This is a genomic window from Variovorax frigidus, assembly GCF_051216515.1.
In the GTDB taxonomy this organism is placed as follows: Bacteria; Pseudomonadota; Gammaproteobacteria; order Burkholderiales; family Burkholderiaceae_C; genus Variovorax.
In genome coordinates this window covers 38,730-59,913 of sequence record NZ_JBPJZF010000012.1, presented here as the reverse complement: position 1 = coordinate 59,913, position 21,184 = coordinate 38,730, and the positions used below count along the sequence as shown (strand labels likewise).

Sequence of the window (21,184 nt, the reverse complement as noted above, 5' to 3'; positions counted from 1 at the left end):
CAGCACGGCCTCAGTCGTGCGTGAAGGCGGCCTTGCGCTTGTTCACGAAGGCGTCCATGCCTTCCTTCTGGTCGTGGGTGGCGAACAGCGCGTGGAACAGCCGGCGCTCGAACATCACGCCGTCGGACAGGCCGCTCTCGAAGGCGCGGTTGACCGATTCCTTGGCCGCCATCACAGCGATCTGCGAGAAGTCGGCGATCTGCAGCGCGGCGCCCAGCGCCTCGTCGGCCAGCTTGTCGAAGGGCACCACCCGGCTCACCAGGCCGGCGCGCTCGGCTTCGGCGGCGTCCATCATGCGGCCCGTGAGCGCCATGTCCATGGCCTTGCTCTTGCCGACCGCGCGCGGCAGGCGCTGCGTGCCGCCGGCACCGGGGATCACGCCCAGCTTGATCTCGGGCTGGCCGAACTTGGCGTTGTCGGCCGCGATGATGAAGTCGCACATCATGGCCAGCTCGCAGCCGCCGCCCAGCGCGAAGCCCGACACGGCCGCGATCACCGGCTTGCGGATGCTGCGGATGGTTTCCCAGTTGCGCGTGATGTAGTCGCCCTTGTAGGCATCGACGAAGCTGTACTTGGCCATCGCCGAAATGTCGGCGCCGGCCGCGAAGGCGCGCTCGCTGCCGGTGAGGACGATGCAGCCGATCGCCGGGTCGGCGTCGAAGGCTTTGAGCGCGGTGCCCAGCTCGGTCATCAGCGCATCGTTGAGCGCGTTCAGCGCCTTGGGGCGGTTCAGGGTGATGACGCCGACCTTGCCGGCCTCGGTGCGCACTTCGATGTTTTCGTAGCTCATGCTGTCTCCGTGAGAGGTAAAGGAATGGGGGGATGCGGGCCACTATAACCAGCGGGGCGACGCAGGATTGCTGGACTTGTTGCGAATAACTCGCATCTAGAATGCGCCATCGATATGGAGTTGCCCATGGAAGAAAACGCCGTTCTGTTGCGCGCCTACGCCCGGGCGCAGGAGCGCTGTTCGCGCCTGCTGGCCGAGCAGGCTGCGCAGATCGTGCGGCTGCGCGCCGCGCTGATCGTGCGCGATTCGGCGCTGGCCATGGTGCGCGAAGCCCTGGCAGTGCCCGCTACCGGCGTGTCGCTGCCCAAGCGGCTGCAGAACCTGCTGCTGCCCGCGCGGCGCCGTGCCACGCGCTCCTCCATGCCCGAAGCCGACCTGCGCGAGAAGGCGGTGCTGTGCGTGGGGCGGGCCGAAGAGGCCTCGGCCATGGCGCGCCAGCTGGTGGAGATCGCGGGCGGCCGCTACCTGCACCACGACGGCCAGGACGATGTCGACGTCGACGCGGCAGCCCTCGAGGCCAGCCTGCGCGCGGCCGACCTGGTGATCTGCCAGACCGGCTGCATGAGCCACGGCGCCTACTGGCGCGTGCAGGACCACTGCCGCCGCACCGGCAAGCCCTGCGTGCTGGTGGGGCAGGAACAGCCGATCCGGATCGTGCGGCGCGGGGAGGTGATCGCGTCCGAAGCCGGCAGCTAGGCCAGCCAGGTTGAAAGTTTGGCCGCGTCCTGGGCGAACAGCCGCCTGGTCGTCTCGCCGATCGGCAGCGTGAGTGTCAGCCGCAGCAGGCGCTTGTCGCGCGCCACCAGCGCCGTCGCCTTCTTGTGCGCATCGCCGAGGTAGAGCGCCAGGTCGTCCAGCTTGGCCAGGCGCCAGCCTTGTGCGGGCCGGCCCTTGGTCGCAGGCAGCTCGATGCCGATCCATTCGTCGCCGGCCGAGAAGCCGGCCTTCTCCGCGGCGCTGCCGCGCAGCACCACCTTCACCTGCACGCTGCCGTTGGTTTCGGCCACGCGCAGGCCCAGCGCCTGGGCGCGCTGCGCCGGATCGTCGAGCGTGGCCACGCCGTGCGCGCGCAGCAGTTCCGACAGGGGCAGTTCGCCGGTGCCGTGCACCCATTGCGCGAGCTCGGGTGCGAAGGAGCGTTTGCCCACCGTTTCCAGCGCCGCCGCGATCATCGCTTCGTCGATCGGACCGCCTTCGCTGCGCGTCCACAGCAGGCGCATCACCTCGTCGAGCGTGCCCTGGCCCTCGCGCCGCAGCGTGAGGTCCAGGCACAGCGCGACCAGCGCGCCCTTGGTGTAGTAGCTGATGGTCTGGTTGGCGGTCTGCTCGTCCTGGCGGTAGTACTTGACCCAGGCGTCGAAGCTGGCCTCGGCCACCGACTGCACCTGCCGGCCGGGCGCCTGCAGCACCTGGTTGAGGGTCTTGTTGAGCAGCTTGAGGTAGGTCGCGTCGTCGATGCGGCCGGCGCGGCGCAGCAGCAGGTCGTCGTAGTAGCTGGTGAAGCCCTCGAAGAACCACAGCAGCTGCGTGTAGTTCTCCTGCGCGTAGTCGTAGCGCTCGAACTCGGCGGGCCGCAGCCGCTTGACGTTCCAGGTGTGGAAGTACTCGTGGCTGATCAGGCCCAGCAGCGTGGTGTAGCCCTCGGGCTGCTTCTTGGCGCCGCGCTGCGGCAGGTCGTGGCGCGTGCAGATCAGCGCGGTCGAGTGGCGGTGCTCGAGCCCGCCGTAGCCGTCGTCGACCGCGTTGAGCATGAACACGTAGCGGTCGTGCGGCGGCTTGCCGCCACCGCGCTTGCCCACCTTGTCGCCGTGCCAGAAGCGCATCAGCGTCTCGCAGATCGCCTGCGTGTCGGCCACCAGCCGTTCGCCGTCGAAGGCCGCGGTCACGCCGGCCACCACGAAGCGGTGCGGCACGCCGCCGGCCTCGAAGCTGGCGCTCCAGAAGTCGCCGAGCTCGACCGGGCTGTCGGCCAGTTCGTCGTAGTTGTCGGCGCGGTAGAGGCCGAAGCCGCGCGCGTCGGCCTTGGCGGGCCGCAGTGCGGTGGCGCACTGCCAGCGCGGGCGGCCGGTGGCCGGAGCGGGCGCCACGATCTCGAGCGCATGCGGCAGGCCGGTCTGGCCATCGACCTGCAGGCACAGGCTGGTGCCGTTGAAGAAGCCGCGGTCGGCGTCGAGCCAGGCGGTGCGCACCGAGTGGTCGTAGGCGCAGACTTCGTAGCGCAGCACCAGCGGCTTGCCGGCCACGCAATCGGTCTGCCAGCTGTGCTTGTCGAGTTGCGTCAGCACCACCTTGCGCCGGCCCTGCGAGGCGCGCAGCTGCTGCAGGTTCTTTGCGAACTCGCGCACCAGGTAGCTGCCCGGAATCCACACCGGCAGCGCCACGCGCTGCAGTGCGGCGGGTGAAGCGATGGTCAGCGTGACGGCGAACAGGTGCGCATGCGGGTCCGCGCATTCCACGCGGTAGTGGATGGCCTCGGTGGCGGCCATCAGTTGGCCGCGGAAAGCATCTTCTCGACCTGGGCGGCCGGGATCGCACCCGGCGCGCGGGTGCCGTTGGCGAAGATCACGGTCGGCGTGCCGGTGATGTTGTACTTGCGGCCGAACTCGATGTTGCGTTGCAGGGCCGCGGTGTCGCAGCTGCCCGCGGCCGGCTTGACGTTGGCGCTCATCCAGTCGTCCCAGGTCTTGGCCTTGTCCTTGCTGCACCAGATGTCGCGCGACTTGGCGTTCGAGTCCGCGCCCAGCACCGGGTAGAGGAACAGGTAGACCGTGACGTTGTCGACGTTCTTCATCTCGCGCTCGAACTGCTTGCAGTAGCCGCAGTTCGGGTCCTCGAAGACCGCCAGCTTGCGCTTGCCGTTGCCGCGCACGATCTTGAAGGCGTCCTTGACCGGCAGCTTGTCGAAGTCGACCGTGCTGAGTTTCTCGACCCGTTCCTCGGTGAGGTTGCGGCGCGCCTGCACGTCGATCAGGTTGCCCTGCAGCAGGTAGTTGCCCTGCTCGTCGGTGTAGTAGATCTCGAAGCCGTTGATGCGGACCTCGTAGATGCCCGCCACCGGTGTCTTGCGCACCTCGTCGATGTTGGCGAACTGCGGAATGCGCGAGGCCAGGTTCTTGCGGATGTCGGCTTCACCGGCGACGGCCGCCAGGGCGCTGCCCAGCGCGAGCGCGGCGAAGAGGAGGCGGAGAGTTTTCATGTCTGACCGAGTTTCGTTGTTCGCGGAAGTTCAAGAGATGCAGTGCGCGCGCTCACCGGATGCCTATTGCGTGGCCAGCGATCCAGTGCTTGAGCAGGCGGGTGCGATCGAAACCGCGCATGCCCCAGTTGCGCAGCGCCGGCAGCGGGTCGGTGCTGTGCGCGAACAGTTGCTGCAGGCCGTCGGTGGCCAGGCTCATCGAGAGCACATCGGTACGGCGCGCGCGTTCGTAGCGGCGCAGCAGGCGCGCATCGCCCACGCTGCGCCAGTACTCGCGGTCCTTGAGCACGTCGGCCAGCACGGCCACGTCCGCCAGCCCCAGGTTCAGGCCCTGGCCCGCCAGCGGGTGCACGGTGTGGGCCGCGTCGCCGGCCAGCGCCCAGGCCTTGCCGTCGGCGCCTGCGAAGCGGCCGGTCCAGCGGTCGGCGATGGCGCGTTGCAGCGGCCACGCGGCACGTTCGCTGGTCAGCGTGAGCGCCCCCAGCGCATCGTGGCTGGCCTCGCGCACCGCGGCATTGAAGTCGTCGGCGCCGAGCGCCAGCAGCGCGGGGGCGCGCAGTTGCTCGACCGACCACACCAGCGCCAGCGCGCGGCCGTCGGCGCCGCCCAGCGGCAGCAGGGCCAGCACCTCGCCCTTGTCGTTGAACCACTGGCGCGCGATGCCGTCGTGCGGCCGTTCGGCGTCGAGCCGGGCGGCGATGGCGTGCTGCGGATAGCGCGTGACCTCGTAGCTCACGCCCAGCGCTTCGCGCGTCGCGCTGGCCTTGCCTTCGCAGACCACGGTCAGGGCCGCGGTCGCGGGCGCGGACACGACATCGATCAGCGGCTGGAAGCGCACCGCGTCGGCCAGTTGCCGTTCGAGCGCGGGCACGTCGACGATCCAGGCCAGCGCCTCGACCTTCTGCGCCGCGGCCTCGAAGCGCACGTGGCCGCCGTCGTCGCCGTTCACGCGCATCTCGCGCACCGGCGTGGCGTGGGCCGCATCGGGCCAGGCGCGCAGCGATTCGAGCAGCGTTTTCGACGCGGCATTGAGTGCGTAGGCACGCACGTCCTGGGTGGGATGTTCGGATGGCGCGGTGGCGGCGGGCGCGACGAGCGCCACGCGCACCCGTTCGCGCGCCAGCAGCAGCGCCAGCGTGCGGCCGACGATGCCGCCGCCGCGAATGCAAACCTCGGGAGAAAGGGCCATCGGGGCATTGTAGGAGCGCCCTTCGTGCACCCTGGCGAAGCGAGGACAATCGCGCCTTCGCCGTCCCGAGGGTTCCGACCGTGACCGACTCCGCTTTCGACCTGCGCGCCACCATCGCGCACCTCTTCGTCTACCCGATCAAATCCTGCGCCGGGGTCGAGCTGCCCGAGGTGCTGCTGACCGAGACCGGGCTGGAATTCGACCGTGCCTGGATGGTGGTCGACGCGCAGGGCGAGTTCGTCACTCAGCGCGAGCTGCCGCGCATGGCGCTGATCCAGCCGACCCTGAAGCACATGGAGATGGTGCTGCGCGCGCCCGGCATGCTGGCGCTGCACGTCGCCTTCGACCGGGTCGAGCAGCCGGTGCGCGTGAAGGTCTGGCGCGACGAAGTGGCGGCCTACGACATGGGCGACATCGCGGCCCAGTGGTTCAGCGACTTCCTCTCGGAGCCCGGCAGGCCGCAGACGCTGCGGCTGGTGCGCTTCGACCCCGAGCAGAAGCGCCTGTCGAACCTGAAGTGGACCGATGGCGTCGAGGCCGAGAACCAGTTCGCCGACGGCTTCCCGTTGCTGGTCACGAGCGAGGCCTCGCTGGCCGAACTCAACGACAAGCTGCTGGCCGCGGGACATGCCGCGGTCACGATGGCGCGCTTCCGGCCCAACATCGTGCTGGCCGGCATCGAGGCGCAGGACGAGGACCGCGTCGAGACGATGCACGTGGCGACCGCCGAAGGCCAGGCGCGGCTGCAGCCGGCCAAGCCCTGCCCGCGCTGCCCGATCCCCGACATCGATCCGCTCACTGCGGTTTCGACCCCCGAGGTCAACGACATGCTGCGCACCTACCGCGCCAATGCGCGCGTCGACGGCGCGATCACCTTCGGCATGAACTGCATCGTGCTCGAGGGCGTGGAGCACCTGCTCAAGGTGGGGCAGACGGTGGACGCGAACTACAGGTTCGAGTGAGTTCGTCTTTTCCAGGAATGCCACGGAACCGGCTTTGCCGGGCCGTTGGCATTGCCCCCTGCAAGGGGGAGGGTGGCCACACGAAGTGAACAGACCCTAGCCAAATGCCACGCCGGCAATGAGGATGATGTTGGCGTAGGGCGTGCACTCGCCCGTGCGCACGATGGCGCGGGCCCCGGCGCTGCGCTGCTTGAATTCCTCGTGCGAGACCGTCCGCGGCGCGATGCCCAGCGCCTGCGGGTACCAGCCGGGCAGCCGCTTGTCGGCGTCCAGCGCCTCCTCGGCCACCACGATGCCTTCGACCTGCAGCTCGGACAGCACCGCGGCCAGCACGTCGGCCAGCCGCGGCACGCCGCGTGCCACAGCCAGGTCGATGCGGCGCGGGCCATCGGGAATCGGCAGGCCGGCATCGCCGAGCACGAGCATCTCGCCATGGCCCATCGAGGCGATCACCTGGGACAGTTCGGCATGCAGCAGGGGAGAGCGTTTCACAGCGTGATCCAGTCGGGGGGCAGGGGGCTTTGCAGCAGCACGGCGTCGCGCCGCGGAATGGACGGTTGGGCGCCGGGCTGCTGGATGCACAGCGCGGCGGCGCGGATGCCCAGGCGCACCGCGTCGTCGAAACGCTGGCCTTCGCCCAGCGCCACGGCCAGCGCACCCAGGAAGGTGTCGCCGGCCGCCGTGGTGTCGACCGCCTGCACGGTCGGCGCGGGATGGTGGCGTGCGCCGTCGGCATCGACTGCCACCGCACCGCGTGCGCCGAGCGTGACGACCACGCGTGCGATGCCTCGGGCGCGCAGCGAGCGGCCGGCCGCGGCGGCCTGCTGCGGGCTGTCGGCCGGCTGGCCGCACAGCGCCTCGGCCTCGACCTCGTTGACCACCAGCGTGTCGATCTGCGACCACAGCGCGTCGGGGATCGGCTGCATGGGCGAGGGGTTGAGCATCACCTTGCAGCCCGCGCCGTGCGCGACCGCGATGGCGCGCACCACCGGCGCCATCGGCGTCTCGAACTGCGTCACCAGGAAGGCGGCACCCTGCAGCTGCGGCTTCAACGCGGCCTCGTCGAGTTCGACCCGGGCGTTGGCGCCGGGCACGATCACGATGCGGTTCTGGCCGCTGTCCTCGACCAGGATCAGCGCGGTGCCCGTGGGCTCGCCGGCCACGGTGCGCAGCGCGGCGGTGTCGATGCCGTCGTCTTCGAGTGCGCTGCGCAGCGCCGCGCCATGCGCGTCCTCGCCCACGCAGCCGATCATCCGCACCTGGCCGCCCTGGCGCGCGCAGCTCACGGCCTGGTTCGCGCCCTTGCCGCCGGGGATGGTGGCGATCGAATGGCCCTGCAGGGTCTCGCCTGCGGCGGGCGCATGCGGCACGCGCAGCACCAGATCCATGTTGAGGCTGCCGAGCACCACGATGCGGGGTGCCGGGTGGCTGCGGGAAGAAGGCGTCGGACTCACGGGATGCGGGACTTTCGGGAGGAAGTTGCAGAAGGCGGAGGTGCCGGCGCGGGCACGCCGGCTTCGCGCAAGCCTGCATGGCGCGCGGTCGAGCCGCGCACGCGCAGCTCGGGTTGCAGCACCACCTTGCGCGCGTCGCGGCGCTGGCCGCCCACGCGCTCGAGCAGCATGTCGACCGCCAGCGCGCCGATGCGCTCCTTGGGCTGCGCCACGGTGGTGAGCGGCGGGCTGGTGTAGGCCGAGAGTTCGATGTCGTCGAAGCCGACGATCGAGATCTCGTCGGGCACGTGCACGCCGCTCTCGTGCGCGGCGCGCAGCGCACCGATGGCCATCAGGTCGTTGCAGACGAACACGGCCGACGGTCGGTCGGCGGTGCGCAGGATGGCGTGCATGGCTTCGTAGCCGCTCTGGCTGGTGAAGCCGCCGCGCCACAGCAGTGCGTCGGCGTTCGCCGTGTCGGGTGTCGCGCCGGTCTCGGCCAGCGCCATGCGCCAGCCTTCGATGCGCTGCTCGCTGGGCGCCACGCCCACCGGCCCGCCGATGCAGGCGATGCGCCGGTGGCCCAGCGACAGCAGGTGCCGCACCGCGAGCAGGCCGCCCTGCATGTGCGCGGTCTCCACCAGGTCGCAGGCCGGGTCGGCGATCTCGCGGTCCACCAGCACGGTCGGCACGCGCAGGCCGTGCAGTTGACGGACCAGCGAGTCGTCGTCGGCCGGGCCGGTCGACACCACGATCAGCCCGTCGATGCGGCGCTCGGCCAGCACCTGCAGGTAGACGCTCTGGCGGTTCGGCTCGTCATGGGTGTTGCACAGCACCAGCGTGTAGCCGGCACCGAAGCAGCGGTCTTCGACGATGCGCACGATCTCGGCGAAGTAGGGGTTCGAGCAGTTGGGGATCAGCATCCCCAGCGTCGAGGTGGTGTTGCTCTTCAGGCTGCGCGCCATCGCGTTGGGCACGTAGCCCAGCTCGCGGATGGCGAGCTCGACGCGCTCGCGCACCGTGGGGCTCACATGGCGCGTGGCGTTGACCACGTGCGACACGGTGGTGACGGAAACCTCGGCCTTGAGCGCGACGTCCTTGAGGGTGGCCATGGCGGTGCCGCTTCCTTCAGGCCAGGCGGCGTTCGGCGCGGCGCTGGCGCAGCGTGTCGATGATCACGGCCACCACGATCACGGCGCCGGTGATGATGCGCTTGCTCGGCTCGCTCGCGCCCACCTGGGCCAGCCCGGCCTCGAGCACCGCGATGATCAGCACGCCGAAGAAGGTGTTGATCACCGAGCCGCGCCCGCCCATGAGGCTGGTGCCGCCGATGACCACGGCCGCGATCACCTGCAGCTCGATGCCCACGCCTGCGTTCGGGTCGGCCGCCTCGAGCCGCGCCGACTGCATCAGGCCCGCGAGCCCGGCCAGCAGCCCGGTGACGGCGAACACGACGATGCGGATGGGGCGCGGGTCCACGCCCGCCAGGCGCATCGCCTCCTCGTTGGTGCCGATGCCGACGACGTAGCGGCCGAACACCGTGCGCGTGAGCACCATCTGGCCCACCACGACCAGCACCACGGCCAGCACGAAGGCGGCGGAGATGCCGCCGATCCAGGGCGCGGCCAGGCCCGAGATCGCATCGCCCACGTACTGCGTGCGCGAGTCGGTCACGAGGTAGGCGCCGCCGCGCACGGCCTCGAGCATGCCCAGCGAGACGATGAAGCTCGGCAGCCGCCAGGCCACCGACACCGAGCCCGTGACCGTGCCACACAGCAGGCCGGTGACGAGGCCCAGCACCGCGGCCGCGGGCACTGACAGCTTCCATTCGAGGATCGCAGCGGCGGTGACGGCGGCGCTCAGCGCCAGCACCGAGCCCACCGAGAGATCGATGCCCGCGATGATCAGCACGAAGGTCATGCCGACCGCCATCACGGCCAACGCGGGGATCTCGTTGGCGATCGAGATGAAGGTGTCGCGCGTGAGGAAGTATTCGCTCATCGAACCGAACAGCGCGATCATGCCCACGAGCACGACCGTCAGGCCCAGGTAGGTGCCGAGCTGGCCCTTGAGGGCGGAAGGCGAAGCGGGCACGGTGGAGGTCGAAGAAGCAGCGGTCATGGGGTGTCGGCCGTGGCCGTGGAGGAAGAGGAGGCAGCGCGCCCGGTGGCATCGCTGAAGGCGGCGGCCAGCAGCGACTGCTCGCTCCAGTGGCCGCGCTCGAACACCGCGACCAGCCGACCCGCGCTCATCACGCCGATGCGGTCGCACATGGCCATCAGTTCGCGCAGGTCGCTCGACACCATCAGCAGGGCCTTGCCGGCATCGGTCATGCGGTCGAGTTCGGCATAGAGATCGGCGCGCGCGCCCACGTCCACGCCGCGCGTGGGTTCGTCGAGCAGCAGCACCTTGCATTCGCGATGCAGCCAGCGCGCGAACACCACCTTCTGCTGGTTGCCGCCGCTGAGCGTGGCCACCGGCTGTTCGATGCTGCGCGAGCGCACGCGCAGCAGGTCGACCAGGCGCTGGGCGATGCCGCGCTCCCTGGCGCGCAGCAGCCAGCCGCCGCGCGAGATGGCGCCCAGGTCGCTCAGCGTGGCGTTGACGCGGATCGATTGCGTGAGCAGCAGTCCTTGCGACTTGCGGTCTTCGGTGACCAGGCCGATGCCCGCGCGGATCGCCTGCATCGGCGAACGCCAGCCCTTGCGCGCCGGCTGCGTGGCCCGGCCGTTCTCGTGCAGCGTGATCCCGCCACGGTCCGCGCGGTCGGCACCGAACAGCAGTCGCACGAGTTCGGTCCGGCCCGAGCCGACCAGGCCGGCCAGGCCCATCACTTCGCCGGCATGCAGGTCGAGGTCGACATCGCGCACCGCCTGGGCCCGGCCCAGGCCGCGGGCGCTCAGCAGCACGGGCCCGGCGACGCGGCGCGCGCGGCCTTCGTGCTCGTGCACCGCGCGGCCGACCATGCGCTGGACCAGCTCGGCTTCGCGCACGCCGGCCATCGGCCGCACGTCGACCAGCCGGCCGTCGCGCAGCACCGCCACGCGGTCGGCGATGCGCTGCAGTTCCTCGAGCCGGTGCGATACGTAGACGATCGCCACGCCGCGCGCCTTCAGCCGGTCGATCTGCTCGAACAGGTGCGCGGTCTCGCGTGGCGTGAGCATCGCGGTGGGCTCGTCGAGCACCAGCACGCGCGTGTCGTCCTGCAGGTTGCGGGCGATCTCGACCATCTGCTGCTGGCCGATGCCCAGCCGTGCCACCGGCGTGGCCGGGTCGAGGTGCGCCATGCCGATCTTGGCCAGCTGCTGCGCGGCCAGTTCATGCAGGCGGCCGCGCCGGACCCAGCCGGCCTGGTGCGGCAGGCGGTCGAGCAGCAGGTTCTCGGCCACCGACAGCGTGGTGACCAGGCCCAGCTCCTGCATGACCATGCGCACGCCCAGGCGCTCGGCCTCGCGGCGCGAGCCGGGCGCGAAGGGCTGGCCGTCGAGCAGCATGCGGCCGCGCGTGGGCTGCACCAGGCCGCAGACCATCTTCGACAGCGTGCTCTTGCCGGCGCCGTTCTCGCCCGTGAGCGCGAGCACTTCGCCCGCGTGCAGTTCGAGCGAGATGTCGTCCAACACCGTCGCCGCATAGTCCTTGCCGAGCGCGTTCAGCGCGAGGACCGGGGTGGCCGTCGGGGCGGCGGAGGATGAAGTCAAGGTGTGCGCGTCCGGTCGGCGTGCCTGGCGGCTTACTTGCTGTCCTTGGTGACCAGCACCACGTCGGTCTTGACGGCGGCCGGCATGTCCGCCTGCTTCTTCTTGTCGGCGATGGCCTTGAGCGCGGTCTCGATGCCGAACACGGCCTGCTTGGCGGCGAACTGGTCGGCGGTGGCGAGCACGCGGCCGTCCTTGAGCATCGGCTTGATGGCGCCGATGTTGTCGTAGCCCACCACCAGCACCTTGCCGGTCTTGCCCGCGGCCTTGACCGCCGCGACCGCGCCCAGCGCCATGCTGTCGTTGCCGGCCAGCAGGGCCTTGAGGTCGGGGTGCTCGCGCATCATGCCGGCGGCGACCGTGTTGCCCTTGTCGATTTCCCACTGGCCGGACTGGACGCCCACCACCGTCATGCCGGCGGCCTTCATCGCGTCCTGGTAGCCCAGCGTGCGCTGCTGCGCATTGAAGGTGGTCGACACGCCTTCGATGATCCCGACCTTGTCGCCCGCCTTCAGTTCCTTGGCCAGCGCGTCGCCGACCAGCTTGGCACCGGCGCGGTTGTCGGGGCCGACGAAGGGCACCTGGATGCCCTTTTCCTTGAGCGCGGCGCCGTCGAGCTGGTTGTCGATGTTGACCACCAGGATGCCCTTGTCGATGGCAGCCTTGATCACCGGCACCAGCGCCTTCGAATCGGCCGGCGCGATGACCAGCGCATTGATCTTCTGCGCCACCATCTGCTCGACCATCTTGATCTGGGCCGCGGTGTCGGTCTCGTCCTTGATGCCGTTGGCGATCAGCGTGTAGTCGGAGGCGTGCGCCTTCTGGTGCGCCTTGGCGCCGTCTTCCATGGTGCGGAAGAACTCGTTGGCCAGCGACTTCATGACCAGTGCGACCTTGGGCTTGTCCTGGGCGAAGGCGGGCGCTCCGGCGATGGCGCCCAGGAGCGTGAGGGCAGCGGCGCTTTGCAGGGTACGGCGGGTGAACTTCATGGCGGATGTCTCCAGAGTTGGGTGAGCGGCAAGGGGCACCCGGTCTTGGCCGGGGCCGCGATCTTAGTCGACGAAAACGTTTGCGCAAACGTTTGCTAATCGGGGCTAACCCGTACGTAGGAGGCTTTTCGCAGAGGTCTGTCCGGTGCCGCGAAGGGCGTGCAACCCGGGGGACACGCGGGACCGCCTAAAATCTTGGGTTACCCAAGAGGACCTCCCATGAGTTTGCAATGCGGCATCGTCGGCCTGCCCAACGTCGGTAAATCCACCCTTTTCAACGCGTTGACCAAGGCCGGTATCGCTGCGGAGAACTATCCCTTCTGCACGATCGAGCCCAACACCGGCGTGGTCGAAGTGCCCGATCCGCGGCTGGCCCAGCTCAGCGAGATCGTGAACCCCGAGCGCATCGTCCCGGCGATCGTCGAATTCGTCGACATCGCGGGCCTGGTGGCCGGTGCCAGCACGGGCGAAGGCCTGGGCAACAAGTTCCTCGCGCACATCCGCGAGACCGACGCCACGGTGAACGTGGTGCGCTGCTTCGACGACGACAACGTGATCCACGTGGCCGGCCGCGTCGACCCGATCTCCGACATCGAGGTGATCCAGACCGAACTCTGCCTGGCCGACCTGGCCACGGTCGAGAAGGCGTTGCACCGCCACACCAAGGTCGCGCGCTCGGGCGACAAGGACGCACAGAAGCTGGTCGGCCTGCTCGAGCGCTGCCAGAAGGCGCTCAACGAGAACATCCCGGTGCGCGCGCTGGAGTTCACCAAGGAAGAGCAGCCGCTGGTCAAGAGCTTCACGCTGATCACCGCCAAGCCCGCGATGTTCGTGGGCAACGTGTCGGAAACCGGCTTCGAGAACAACCCCTACCTCGACCGGCTGCGCGAATATGCCGCCAAGCAGAACGCGCCCGTGGTGGCCATCTGCGCCAAGATCGAAGCCGAGCTGTCCGAGATGGACGACGAGGACAAGACCATGTTCCTGGCCGAGATCGGCCAGGACGAGCCGGGCCTGAACCGCCTGATCCGCGCGGCCTATTCGCTGCTCGGCCTGCAGACCTACTTCACGGCCGGCGTGAAGGAAGTGCGCGCCTGGACCATCCACATCGGCGACACCGGCCCGCAGGCCGCCGGCGTGATCCACGGCGATTTCGAGAAGGGCTACATCCGCGCCCAGACCATCGCCTTCGACGACTACATCGCCTTCAAGGGCGAGCAGGGCGCCAAGGACGCGGGCAAGATGCGCGCGGAAGGCAAGGACTACGTCGTCAAGGATGGCGACGTGATGAACTTCCTGTTCAGTTCTTAGGCTCCCCCCGAAGTCTTCGCGCACTGCGTGTCGCTTTCCCCCTCAGAGGGCAACACCAGCGGCCCGGCAAAGCCGGTTCCGCGGTGTTTCTGGAAGGGACGCGCGATCGCCCGCCGATGTCTCGTCGTTAGACTGGTTCTCCAATCTTTGCGGGGACCCGTCCGATGCTCACCGTCCACCACCTCAACAACTCGCGCTCGCAGCGCGTGCTCTGGCTGCTCGAAGAGCTCGAACTGCCCTACGAGATCGTTCGCTACGAGCGCGATCCCAAGACGATGCTGGCGCCGCCGGAACTGCGCAAGATCCATCCATTGGGCAAGTCGCCGGTGGTGACGACCGACGAGGGGCTGGTGCTGGCCGAGTCGGGCGCGATCGTCGAGACGCTGATCGAGCGCCATGGCCAGGGTCGGATCGCACCCGCGGCGGGCAGTGCGGACGCGCTGCGCTACCGCTACTGGCTGCACTATGCCGAGGGTTCGGCCATGCCGCCGCTGCTGCTCAAGCTGATCTTCGACCGCATCGAGAGCAGCAAGATGCCCTTCTTCGTGAAGCCGGTGGCCCGGATGATCGCGGGCAAGGCCAAGGCCGGTTTCGTGACACCCAACCTCAAGACGCACCTGGACTTCATGGAAGGCGAACTCGGCAAGGGCGAATGGTTCGCCGGGCCTGAATTCACGGGCGCCGACATCCAGATGAGTTTCCCGGTCGAAGCCGCCCGGGCCCGCGGCGGGCTCGATGCCAGCCGGCCGCGGCTGATGGCCTGGCTCGAGCGCATCCATGCGCGCCCGGCCTACCGGCGCGCACTGGAACGCGGCGGACCCTACGGTTTGCTGTCTTGATGGAAAACGGCGTCGCGCTTCAAGGCGTGGGCCAGAGGTAGAGCAACGCCACCGTCATCGTCACGTAGCGCGCGAACTTGCCGATGGCCATGTAGAACAGGCAGGGCCAGAAAGGCAGCTTGAGCCAGCCGGCCACCGCGCACAGCGGGTCGCCCACCAGCGGCAGCCAGCTCAGCAGGCAGGCCTTGGGCCCCAGCCGTTCGAGCCAGCCCAGCACCCGCACGTGGTGCTTGGAGTGCGAGTACTTGTCGGCCACCTTGTGGGCGCCGTAGCCCAGCCACCAGTCGACCGCGCCGCCCAGCGTGTTGCCGACCGTCGCCACCGCGATGGCCGACCAGAACATGTCGGGGTTGAGGCGCAGCAGGCCGAACAGGATCGGTTCGGAGCCCACGGGCACCAGCGTGGCGGAGACGAAGGCCGCGAAGAAAAGCGTCGACAGCCCGTATTGGGGCAGCGCCAGGAGGGTCAGGAGGGAGTCGAGCCAGGCTTGCATTGCATCGCAGTATAGGAAGGCGGCCGGTCGCGTCGCGTGGGAGGGGGCGCCGCGCGGCTCCGCGCAAGAGGGGAAGCGTGAGTCCAAACGTTTCAGCCCCTGAAATGGGGCTTGGCTACAATCGTGCCTCATTTTTCAGCAGCCCTGCGCTCGCTCCCCCCCTCCTCTACCACCATGCAGATCGGCCCTATCGCGCTGGAAAACCGGCTGTTCGTCGCGCCCATGGCCGGCGTGACGGACCGGCCGTTCCGCATGCTCTGTCGCTCGCTCGGGGCCGGCTATGCGGTGAGCGAGATGGTGACCTCGCGCAAGGAGCTGTGGAACACGCTCAAGACTTCGCGCCGCGCCGACCATGCGGGCGAGCCCGGCCCCATCGCGGTGCAGATCGCCGGCACCGATGCGGCCATGATGGCCGAGGCGGCGCAGTACAACATCGACCGCGGCGCGCAGATCATCGACATCAACATGGGCTGCCCGGCCAAGAAGGTCTGCAACAAGTGGGCCGGTTCGGCGCTGATGCGCGACGAGCCGCTGGCGCTGGAGATCGCGCGTGCCGTGGTCGACGCCGCCGCGCCGCACGGCGTGCCCGTGACGCTCAAGATGCGCACCGGCTGGAGCGCCGACCACCGCAACGCGGTCAAGCTGGCGCGCGATTTCGAATCCGCCGGCGTGCAGATGCTCACCGTGCACGGCCGCACGCGCGAGCAGGGCTACAAGGGATCGGCCGAGTACGACACCATCGCCGCCGTGAAGGCCGCGGTGCGCGTGCCGGTGGTGGCCAACGGCGACGTCACCAGCCCCGAGAAGGCGCGCGAGGTGCTGGCCGCCACCGGGGCCGACGCGGTGATGATCGGCCGCGCGGCGCAGGGCCGGCCCTGGATCTTCCGCGAGATCGCGCATTTCCTCGCGACGGGCACGCACCTTGCACCGCCTCTGGTGGCCGAGGTGCGCCGGCTGCTGCTCGATCACCTGCAGGAGCACTACGGCCTCTACGGCGAGTACAGCGGCGTGCGCACGGCGCGCAAGCACATCGGCTGGTACGTGCGGGCGCTGCCCGGCGGCGAGGATTTCCGCGGACGCATGAACGGGATCGAGGACCGCGCACAGCAGCTGCGCGCGGTGTCCGACTATTTCGAGCAGCTGGCCGTGGGGATGGAGCGCATTCCCGTGCACCGGGATGCCGTCGAGGCGGTCGACGAAGAGGGTGCCGAGGACGAGGGCGCGGCTGCGGCCGCGCATTGAGAACACAAGAGAAGACCATGAGCAAGAAGAACATCGACGAATGCGTGAGGAACAGCCTCGACAGCTATTTCCGCGACCTGCGGGGCATCGAGCCCGACGGCATGTACGACATGCTGGTGCGGGTGGTGGAGAAACCGCTGCTCGACGTGGTGATGACCCGCGCGGAGGGCAACCAGTCCAAGGCCGCCCAGTGGCTGGGGCTCAACCGCAACACGCTGCGCAAGAAGCTGGTCGAGCACAAATTAATCAAGTAGGCCCACCCCCGAAGGCATCGCGCACTGCGTGTCGCGATGCCCTCCCCCTCGAGGGGGCACCACCAGCGGCCCGGCAAAGCCGGTTCCGCGGTGGTCCCCGAAAAAGAACACCGCCCCTTTTGCTTTTGCTGAGAACCCTATGGCCCTGACCGCACTGATTTCCGTCTCCGACAAGACCGGCATCCTCGAATTCGCCCAGGCGCTGCATGCGCTGGGCACCAAGCTGCTGTCCACCGGCGGCACTGCCAAGCTGCTGGCCGATGCCGGCCTGCCGGTGACCGAAGTGGCCGAGCACACCGGCTTTCCCGAGATGCTCGACGGCCGCGTGAAAACGCTGCATCCGAAGATCCACGGCGGCCTGCTCGCGCGCCGCGACCTGCCCGCGCACATGGCGGCGATCCAGGAACACGGCATCGACACCATCGACCTGCTGATCGTCAACCTCTACCCCTTCGAGTCGACCGTGGCCAAGGCCGGCTGCACGCTCGAAGACGCGATCGAGAACATCGACATCGGCGGCCCGGCCATGGTGCGCAGCGCGGCCAAGAACTGGAAGGACGTGGGCGTGCTGACCGACGCCTCGCAGTACGCGGTGGCGCTGGCCGAACTCGAGGCCGACGGCCGACTCAGCGACAAGACCAAGTTCGCGTTCTCGGTGGCCGCGTTCAACCGCATCGCCGACTACGACGGCGCGATCAGCGACTACCTCTCGGCCATCGACTTCGACGCCAGCATCGGCCAGAGCGCACCCACGCGTTCGCTGTTCCCCGCGCAGAGCAACGGCCGCTTCGTGAAGGTGCAGGACCTGCGCTACGGCGAGAACCCGCACCAGCAGGCGGCGTTCTACCGCGATCTGCATCCCGCTCCGGGCTCGCTCGTGTCGGCCAAGCAGCTGCAAGGCAAGGAACTCAGCTACAACAACATCGCCGACGCCGATGCGGCGTGGGAATGCGTCAAGAGCTTCGACGTGCCGGCTTGCGTGATCGTGAAGCACGCCAACCCCTGCGGCGTGGCCATCGGCAAGGATGCGGCGGAGGCCTATTCGAAGGCCTTCAAGACCGACCCGACCTCGGCCTTCGGCGGCATCATCGCCTTCAACCGTCCGGTCGACGCCGAGACCGCGCAAGCCATCGCCAAGCAGTTCGTCGAAGTGCTGATGGCGCCGGGCTACACGCCCGAGGCGCTCGAAGTGTTCCAGGCTACCAAGGCCAAGCTCAACGTGCGCGTGCTCGAAATCGCACTGCCCCAGGGCGGCACCAGCGACTGGGACAACGGCCGCAACGCGATGGACGTCAAGCGCGTCGGCTCGGGCCTGTTGATCCAGACCGCCGACAACCACGAGCTCGCGGCCAGCGACCTCAAGGTGGTCAGCAAGAAGCAGCCCACGCCCCAGCAGCTCGAAGACCTGCTGTTCGCCTGGAAGGTCGCCAAGTATGTGAAGAGCAACGCCATCGTGTTCTGTGCCGACGGCATGACCATGGGCGTGGGCGCAGGCCAGATGAGCCGCCTCGACTCGGCACGCATCGCGAGCATCAAGGCCGAGCACGCGGGCCTGTCGCTGAAGAACACCGCGGTGGCCAGCGACGCCTTCTTCCCGTTCCGCGACGGCCTCGACGTGGTGGTGGATGCGGGCGCGAGCTGCGTGATCCAGCCGGGCGGCTCGATGCGCGATCAGGAAGTCATCGATGCCGCGGACGAGCGCGGCGTGGTGATGGTCCTCTCCGGCGTGCGCCACTTCAGGCACTGAGCGCCTCGCGCGCCCCGGCGCGCTAGAGGTCCATGCCAGGAACACCACGGAACCGGCTTTGCCGGGCCGTCGGTGTTGCCCCCTCGAGGGGGTTGGCGAAGCGACACCCTTCGACAAGCTCAGGACGGGCCAAGGTGCGCGAAGACTGGGGGTGGGTCAGTCTTTAAATCGGTACTTGAGCTGGAAGGTCAGCGCACCGTACAGCCGGTTCTTGACCGTCGGCACGTAGGCGATGTTCAGCCCCCAGTTCTTGCCCTCGATCGCCGCGGTGGGGATCAGGGCCGGGAACCAGTTGCCGTTGCGGTAGTTGGGGTAGCCGTCGAAGCCGCCGACCACGGCGCCGAGCCGCACGCCGTAGACCTCGAAGGGCAGCACGTACAGGCCGAGGTAGTTCGACTGCCGGCGGTCGCTGTTGTGGAAGGTGCCGGCCGTGAGCCGGTAGACGTCGCTCAGCGGGTACTCGAAGCCCAGGCCGTAGTTGGAATTCTCCAGGCCCTTGTTGCTGTCGAAGTGCGCCGAGTAGAAGCCCGGGTTGATCCAGATCTCCTTCGGATCGAAGGACTGCGCACATGCCAGGCCGGGCAGGAGCAAGGCCCCCAGGAGGGCACTCGACACCGGGAACATGCGCAGGGGGTTCATGGTCAGGGGGCTTGGCTGAAGATCTGGCGTGCAGCTTCGATGGTGGCAGCGATGTCGTCGTCGCTGTGGGCGGCGCTCACGAAGCCGGCCTCGTAGAGCGCCGGTGCAATGTACACGCCGCGATCGAGCAATCCGTGAAACAGCGCGTTGAACTGCGCGTTGTCAGTGGTCATCACGGTGCCGTAGTTCTGTGGCTTGTCCTTCATCAGGAAGAAGCCGAACATGCCGCCTTCGCTGTCGACATTGAAGGGCACGCCTTCGGCGTCGGCCGCGGCTTTCAGCCCGGCGACGAGCGTGCGCGTCTTGGCCGACAGGGCCTCGTAGAAGCCGGGCTTGGCGATCTCCTTGAGCGTCGCCAGGCCGCAGGCCGTGGCCACCGGGTTGCCCGACAGCGTGCCGGCCTGGTAGACCGGGCCCAGCGGCGCGAGCTGTTCCATGATGGCGCGCGGGCCGCCGAAGGCCGCCAGCGGCATGCCGCCGCCGATCACCTTGCCCAGCACCGTGAGGTCGGGCGTGATGCCCAGCACGCCCTGCGCGCCGTGCAGGCCCACGCGGAAGCCGGTCATCACTTCATCGAACACCAGCAGCGCGCCGTGCTGCGTGCAGAGCTCGCGGCAGCGTCGGGCGAACTCGGGCGTGGCGCGCACGAAGTTCATGTTGCCCGCGATCGCCTCGATCATCAGGCAGGCTATGTCCTTGCCGTGCAGCGCGAAGGCTTCCTCGAGCTGGGCGATGTTGTTGTACTCGAGCACGATGGTGTGCTGCACCGCCTCGGGCGGCACGCCGCCCGAGGTCGGGTGGCCGAAGGTCGCCAGGCCCGAACCGGCCTTGACCAGCAGCGCGTCGGCATGGCCGTGGTAGCAGCCCTCGAACTTGATGATGTGCTTGCGGCCGGTGGCGCCGCGCGCCAGCCGCAGTGCGCTCATCGCGGCCTCGGTGCCCGAGCTCACGAGCCGCACCATCTCCATCGACGGCACCAGCGCGAGGATGGCCTCGGCCAGCTCGATCTCGCGCTCGGTCGGCGCGCCGTACGAGAAGCCTTCGAGCACGGCCTTCTGCACCGCCTCGACCACCGCCGGATGGCCGTGGCCCAGGATCATCGGGCCCCACGAACCGATGTAGTCGATGTAGCGCTGGCCGTTGGCGTCCCAGAAGTAGGCGCCCTGCGCGCGCTGGATGAAACGCGGCGTGCCGCCCACGGCCTTGAAGGCGCGCACCGGCGAGTTCACGCCGCCGGGGATCACGGCGCTGGCGCGTTGGAAGAGGGTTTGGTTCAGATCGGTCATGTCTTGAAAGCGAGTGTTCTGAAGACGTGAAGCCGCCGGCATGGGCCGTGCCGGCGTCTTCACGCCAGGGTCAGTGTCTGGTGTCGTGGGGGGGCAGGGCGAAATCGGCCGGGTCCGCGGGGCCGTCGTCCTCATCGTCGTCGTCCTCGGGCTGGGCCCAGAACAGCCGGTCGGGCAGCACGTGGCCCATGCCGGGCCGGAAGCCGGCATCGAGGCAGCGGTCCATGTAGCTCAGTGCCTCGGACGTCGCGGCCACCAGGTCGGTGCCGCTGGCCAGCAGCGCGGCCAGCGCGGCCGAGAGCGTGTCGCCGGCGCCGGCGAACACGGCTTCGAGGCGCTCGTACTTCTCGCTGGCCAGCACCGCCTGCGGCGACGCGAGCACGTTGTCGATGAACTGGTCGGGCAGCATGATCCCGGTGACCAGCGTGTAGGGCGTGCCCTGTTCGCCGGCGGCGCGGGCGATGTCGCGGGCCGTCGGCGGCTTCTCGCCGCTCCAGTCGGGCAGCAGCCAGCGCCACAGCGTGCTGTGGTTGCCGACCAGCACGGTGGTCTGCGGCAGCACCAGCTCGCGGAAGGCGTCGAGGTAGGCGTCTATCTGGTTCTCGTCCCACCACGAGAGGTTGGGCATGTAGGCGACCAGCGGCACTTCGGGGTAGTCGGTCGCGGTCTCGGCGATGGTGCTCAGCACCTCGGGTGAACCGGCGAAGCCGACCTTGATCAGCTGCACCTCCACGTCCTCGAGAATCGCGCGGGTCTGCTCGGCCACGGCCTCTTCGTCGAAGGGGAAGTGATCGAAGATCTCGGCGGTGTCGCGCGCATACGCGCCCGTGACCACCGCCAGCATGTGAGCGCCGACTGACGCCATGGCCAGCGCGTCGCCGCCCAGGCCGCCGGCACCGCTCGGGTCGCTGGCATTGAAGACCAGCACGCAGGGGGGATTGAGATCGACGTCCAGGTCGGCCAGATCGTCTGCGGAGGGGTCGTTAAGATCAGCCATGCCGCGACCGCTGCAAAGCGGTAGTAGGTAAGTTTTCATACGCCATCGGACGCCCACGCCATGGTGGCGTATGTGCGACGGTCGTCGGGTATTTTGATGATACGTCTAGATACAATCGTTGC

At 68.9% G+C, this 21,184-nt stretch carries 21 protein-coding genes; 7 read left to right on the top strand and 14 right to left on the bottom strand.

Annotation, left to right across the window (positions count from 1 at the left end; all coding sequences use genetic code 11):
- Positions 1-10: 10 nt before the first annotated feature.
- The gene (locus ACSFBC_RS27680) at positions 11-790 is read right to left on the bottom strand and encodes an enoyl-CoA hydratase (RefSeq protein WP_435513542.1); all 780 of its coding nucleotides are present in this window, start codon (positions 788-790) and stop codon (positions 11-13) included.
- Positions 791-916: 126 nt separating this feature from the next.
- On the opposite strand from ACSFBC_RS27680, the gene ACSFBC_RS27675 reads away from it, so the two are divergent.
- Positions 917-1,486, top strand: coding sequence for a DUF2325 domain-containing protein (locus ACSFBC_RS27675; RefSeq protein WP_435513541.1), 570 nt, complete (start codon positions 917-919; stop codon positions 1,484-1,486).
- Here ACSFBC_RS27675 and ACSFBC_RS27670 read toward each other — a convergent pair.
- From ACSFBC_RS27670 to ACSFBC_RS27660, 3 genes are read right to left on the bottom strand one after another with little or no spacing between them, the layout of a single operon-like run.
- Positions 1,483-3,276 carry a M61 family metallopeptidase gene (locus tag ACSFBC_RS27670; RefSeq protein ID WP_435513540.1) on the bottom strand — a complete coding sequence of 598 codons (1,794 nt, stop codon included), beginning with the start codon at positions 3,274-3,276 and terminating at the stop codon, positions 1,483-1,485. The genes ACSFBC_RS27675 and ACSFBC_RS27670 overlap by 4 nt on opposite strands.
- Positions 3,276-3,986, bottom strand: a complete 711-nt coding sequence (locus ACSFBC_RS27665; protein ID WP_435513539.1) for a DsbC family protein — start codon at positions 3,984-3,986, stop codon at positions 3,276-3,278. Before ACSFBC_RS27665 ends, ACSFBC_RS27670 begins: the two co-directional genes overlap by 1 nt.
- 52 nt (positions 3,987-4,038) lie before the next feature.
- Entirely contained in the window at positions 4,039-5,175 is a 1,137-nt protein-coding gene (locus tag ACSFBC_RS27660; protein WP_435513538.1) for an FAD-dependent monooxygenase, read from the bottom strand.
- An 80-nt stretch (positions 5,176-5,255) separates the two neighbouring features.
- Here ACSFBC_RS27660 and ACSFBC_RS27655 point away from each other — a divergent pair, with 80 nt between their 5' ends.
- Positions 5,256-6,137 (top strand): MOSC domain-containing protein, encoded by an 882-nt coding sequence (locus ACSFBC_RS27655; RefSeq protein WP_435513537.1) that lies wholly within the window; start codon positions 5,256-5,258, stop codon positions 6,135-6,137.
- Positions 6,138-6,233: 96 nt separating this feature from the next.
- Here ACSFBC_RS27655 and rbsD read toward each other — a convergent pair whose 3' ends face one another.
- The 6 genes from rbsD to ACSFBC_RS27625 are packed head-to-tail and all read right to left on the bottom strand — an operon-like array spanning position 6,234 to position 12,254.
- Positions 6,234-6,629 (bottom strand): D-ribose pyranase, encoded by a 396-nt coding sequence (gene rbsD, locus ACSFBC_RS27650; protein WP_435513536.1) that lies wholly within the window; start codon positions 6,627-6,629, stop codon positions 6,234-6,236.
- The gene (gene rbsK, locus ACSFBC_RS27645) at positions 6,626-7,591 is read right to left on the bottom strand and encodes a ribokinase (protein ID WP_435513535.1); all 966 of its coding nucleotides are present in this window, start codon (positions 7,589-7,591) and stop codon (positions 6,626-6,628) included. Before rbsK ends, rbsD begins: the two co-directional genes overlap by 4 nt.
- Positions 7,588-8,682: a LacI family DNA-binding transcriptional regulator gene (locus tag ACSFBC_RS27640; protein ID WP_435513534.1), complete on the bottom strand. Its 1,095-nt coding sequence runs from the start codon at positions 8,680-8,682 to the stop codon at positions 7,588-7,590. Before ACSFBC_RS27640 ends, rbsK begins: the two co-directional genes overlap by 4 nt.
- 16 nt (positions 8,683-8,698) lie before the next feature.
- Positions 8,699-9,691, bottom strand: a complete 993-nt coding sequence (locus tag ACSFBC_RS27635; RefSeq protein ID WP_435513533.1) for an ABC transporter permease — start codon at positions 9,689-9,691, stop codon at positions 8,699-8,701.
- On the bottom strand, positions 9,688-11,268 hold the full coding sequence (locus ACSFBC_RS27630) for a sugar ABC transporter ATP-binding protein (protein WP_435513532.1): 1,581 nt from the start codon (positions 11,266-11,268) through the stop codon (positions 9,688-9,690). Before ACSFBC_RS27630 ends, ACSFBC_RS27635 begins: the two co-directional genes overlap by 4 nt.
- A 32-nt stretch (positions 11,269-11,300) precedes the next feature.
- Complete coding sequence (locus ACSFBC_RS27625; protein ID WP_435513531.1) at positions 11,301-12,254, bottom strand: sugar ABC transporter substrate-binding protein; 954 nt, start codon at positions 12,252-12,254, stop codon at positions 11,301-11,303.
- 219 nt (positions 12,255-12,473) lie between these two features.
- Between ACSFBC_RS27625 and ychF the strand changes: the two genes are divergently transcribed.
- Complete coding sequence (gene ychF, locus ACSFBC_RS27620) at positions 12,474-13,565, top strand: redox-regulated ATPase YchF (RefSeq protein WP_435513530.1); 1,092 nt, start codon at positions 12,474-12,476, stop codon at positions 13,563-13,565.
- A 164-nt stretch (positions 13,566-13,729) separates the two neighbouring features.
- Positions 13,730-14,404, top strand: a complete 675-nt coding sequence (locus ACSFBC_RS27615; RefSeq protein ID WP_435513529.1) for a glutathione S-transferase — start codon at positions 13,730-13,732, stop codon at positions 14,402-14,404.
- A 19-nt stretch (positions 14,405-14,423) separates the two neighbouring features.
- Here ACSFBC_RS27615 and ACSFBC_RS27610 read toward each other — a convergent pair whose 3' ends face one another.
- Positions 14,424-14,897 (bottom strand): YqaA family protein, encoded by a 474-nt coding sequence (locus tag ACSFBC_RS27610; protein WP_435513528.1) that lies wholly within the window; start codon positions 14,895-14,897, stop codon positions 14,424-14,426.
- Between the two features lie 174 nt (positions 14,898-15,071).
- Here ACSFBC_RS27610 and dusB point away from each other — a divergent pair, with 174 nt between their 5' ends.
- The 3 genes from dusB to purH all read left to right on the top strand — a co-directional run bounded on the left by dusB (position 15,072) and on the right by purH (position 18,140).
- Complete coding sequence (dusB, locus tag ACSFBC_RS27605) at positions 15,072-16,139, top strand: tRNA dihydrouridine synthase DusB (RefSeq protein ID WP_435513527.1); 1,068 nt, start codon at positions 15,072-15,074, stop codon at positions 16,137-16,139.
- A 17-nt stretch (positions 16,140-16,156) separates the two neighbouring features.
- A complete protein-coding gene (locus ACSFBC_RS27600; protein ID WP_183027280.1) occupies positions 16,157-16,393 on the top strand; it encodes a Fis family transcriptional regulator in 237 nt (78 codons plus the stop codon).
- 139 nt (positions 16,394-16,532) lie between these two features.
- Entirely contained in the window at positions 16,533-18,140 is a 1,608-nt protein-coding gene (purH, locus tag ACSFBC_RS27595) for a bifunctional phosphoribosylaminoimidazolecarboxamide formyltransferase/IMP cyclohydrolase (RefSeq protein WP_435513526.1), read from the top strand.
- A 156-nt stretch (positions 18,141-18,296) separates the two neighbouring features.
- On the opposite strand, the gene ACSFBC_RS27590 is transcribed toward purH, so the two are convergent.
- The 3 genes from ACSFBC_RS27590 to thiD form a co-directional block, all read right to left on the bottom strand.
- The gene (locus ACSFBC_RS27590; RefSeq protein WP_435513525.1) at positions 18,297-18,779 is read right to left on the bottom strand and encodes a hypothetical protein; all 483 of its coding nucleotides are present in this window, start codon (positions 18,777-18,779) and stop codon (positions 18,297-18,299) included.
- Positions 18,780-18,781: 2 nt separating this feature from the next.
- Positions 18,782-20,065, bottom strand: a complete 1,284-nt coding sequence (hemL, locus tag ACSFBC_RS27585; protein ID WP_435513524.1) for a glutamate-1-semialdehyde 2,1-aminomutase — start codon at positions 20,063-20,065, stop codon at positions 18,782-18,784.
- A gap of 70 nt (positions 20,066-20,135) precedes the next feature.
- Positions 20,136-21,101 carry a bifunctional hydroxymethylpyrimidine kinase/phosphomethylpyrimidine kinase gene (gene thiD, locus ACSFBC_RS27580; protein ID WP_435513523.1) on the bottom strand — a complete coding sequence of 322 codons (966 nt, stop codon included), beginning with the start codon at positions 21,099-21,101 and terminating at the stop codon, positions 20,136-20,138.
- Positions 21,102-21,184 lie beyond the last annotated feature (83 nt).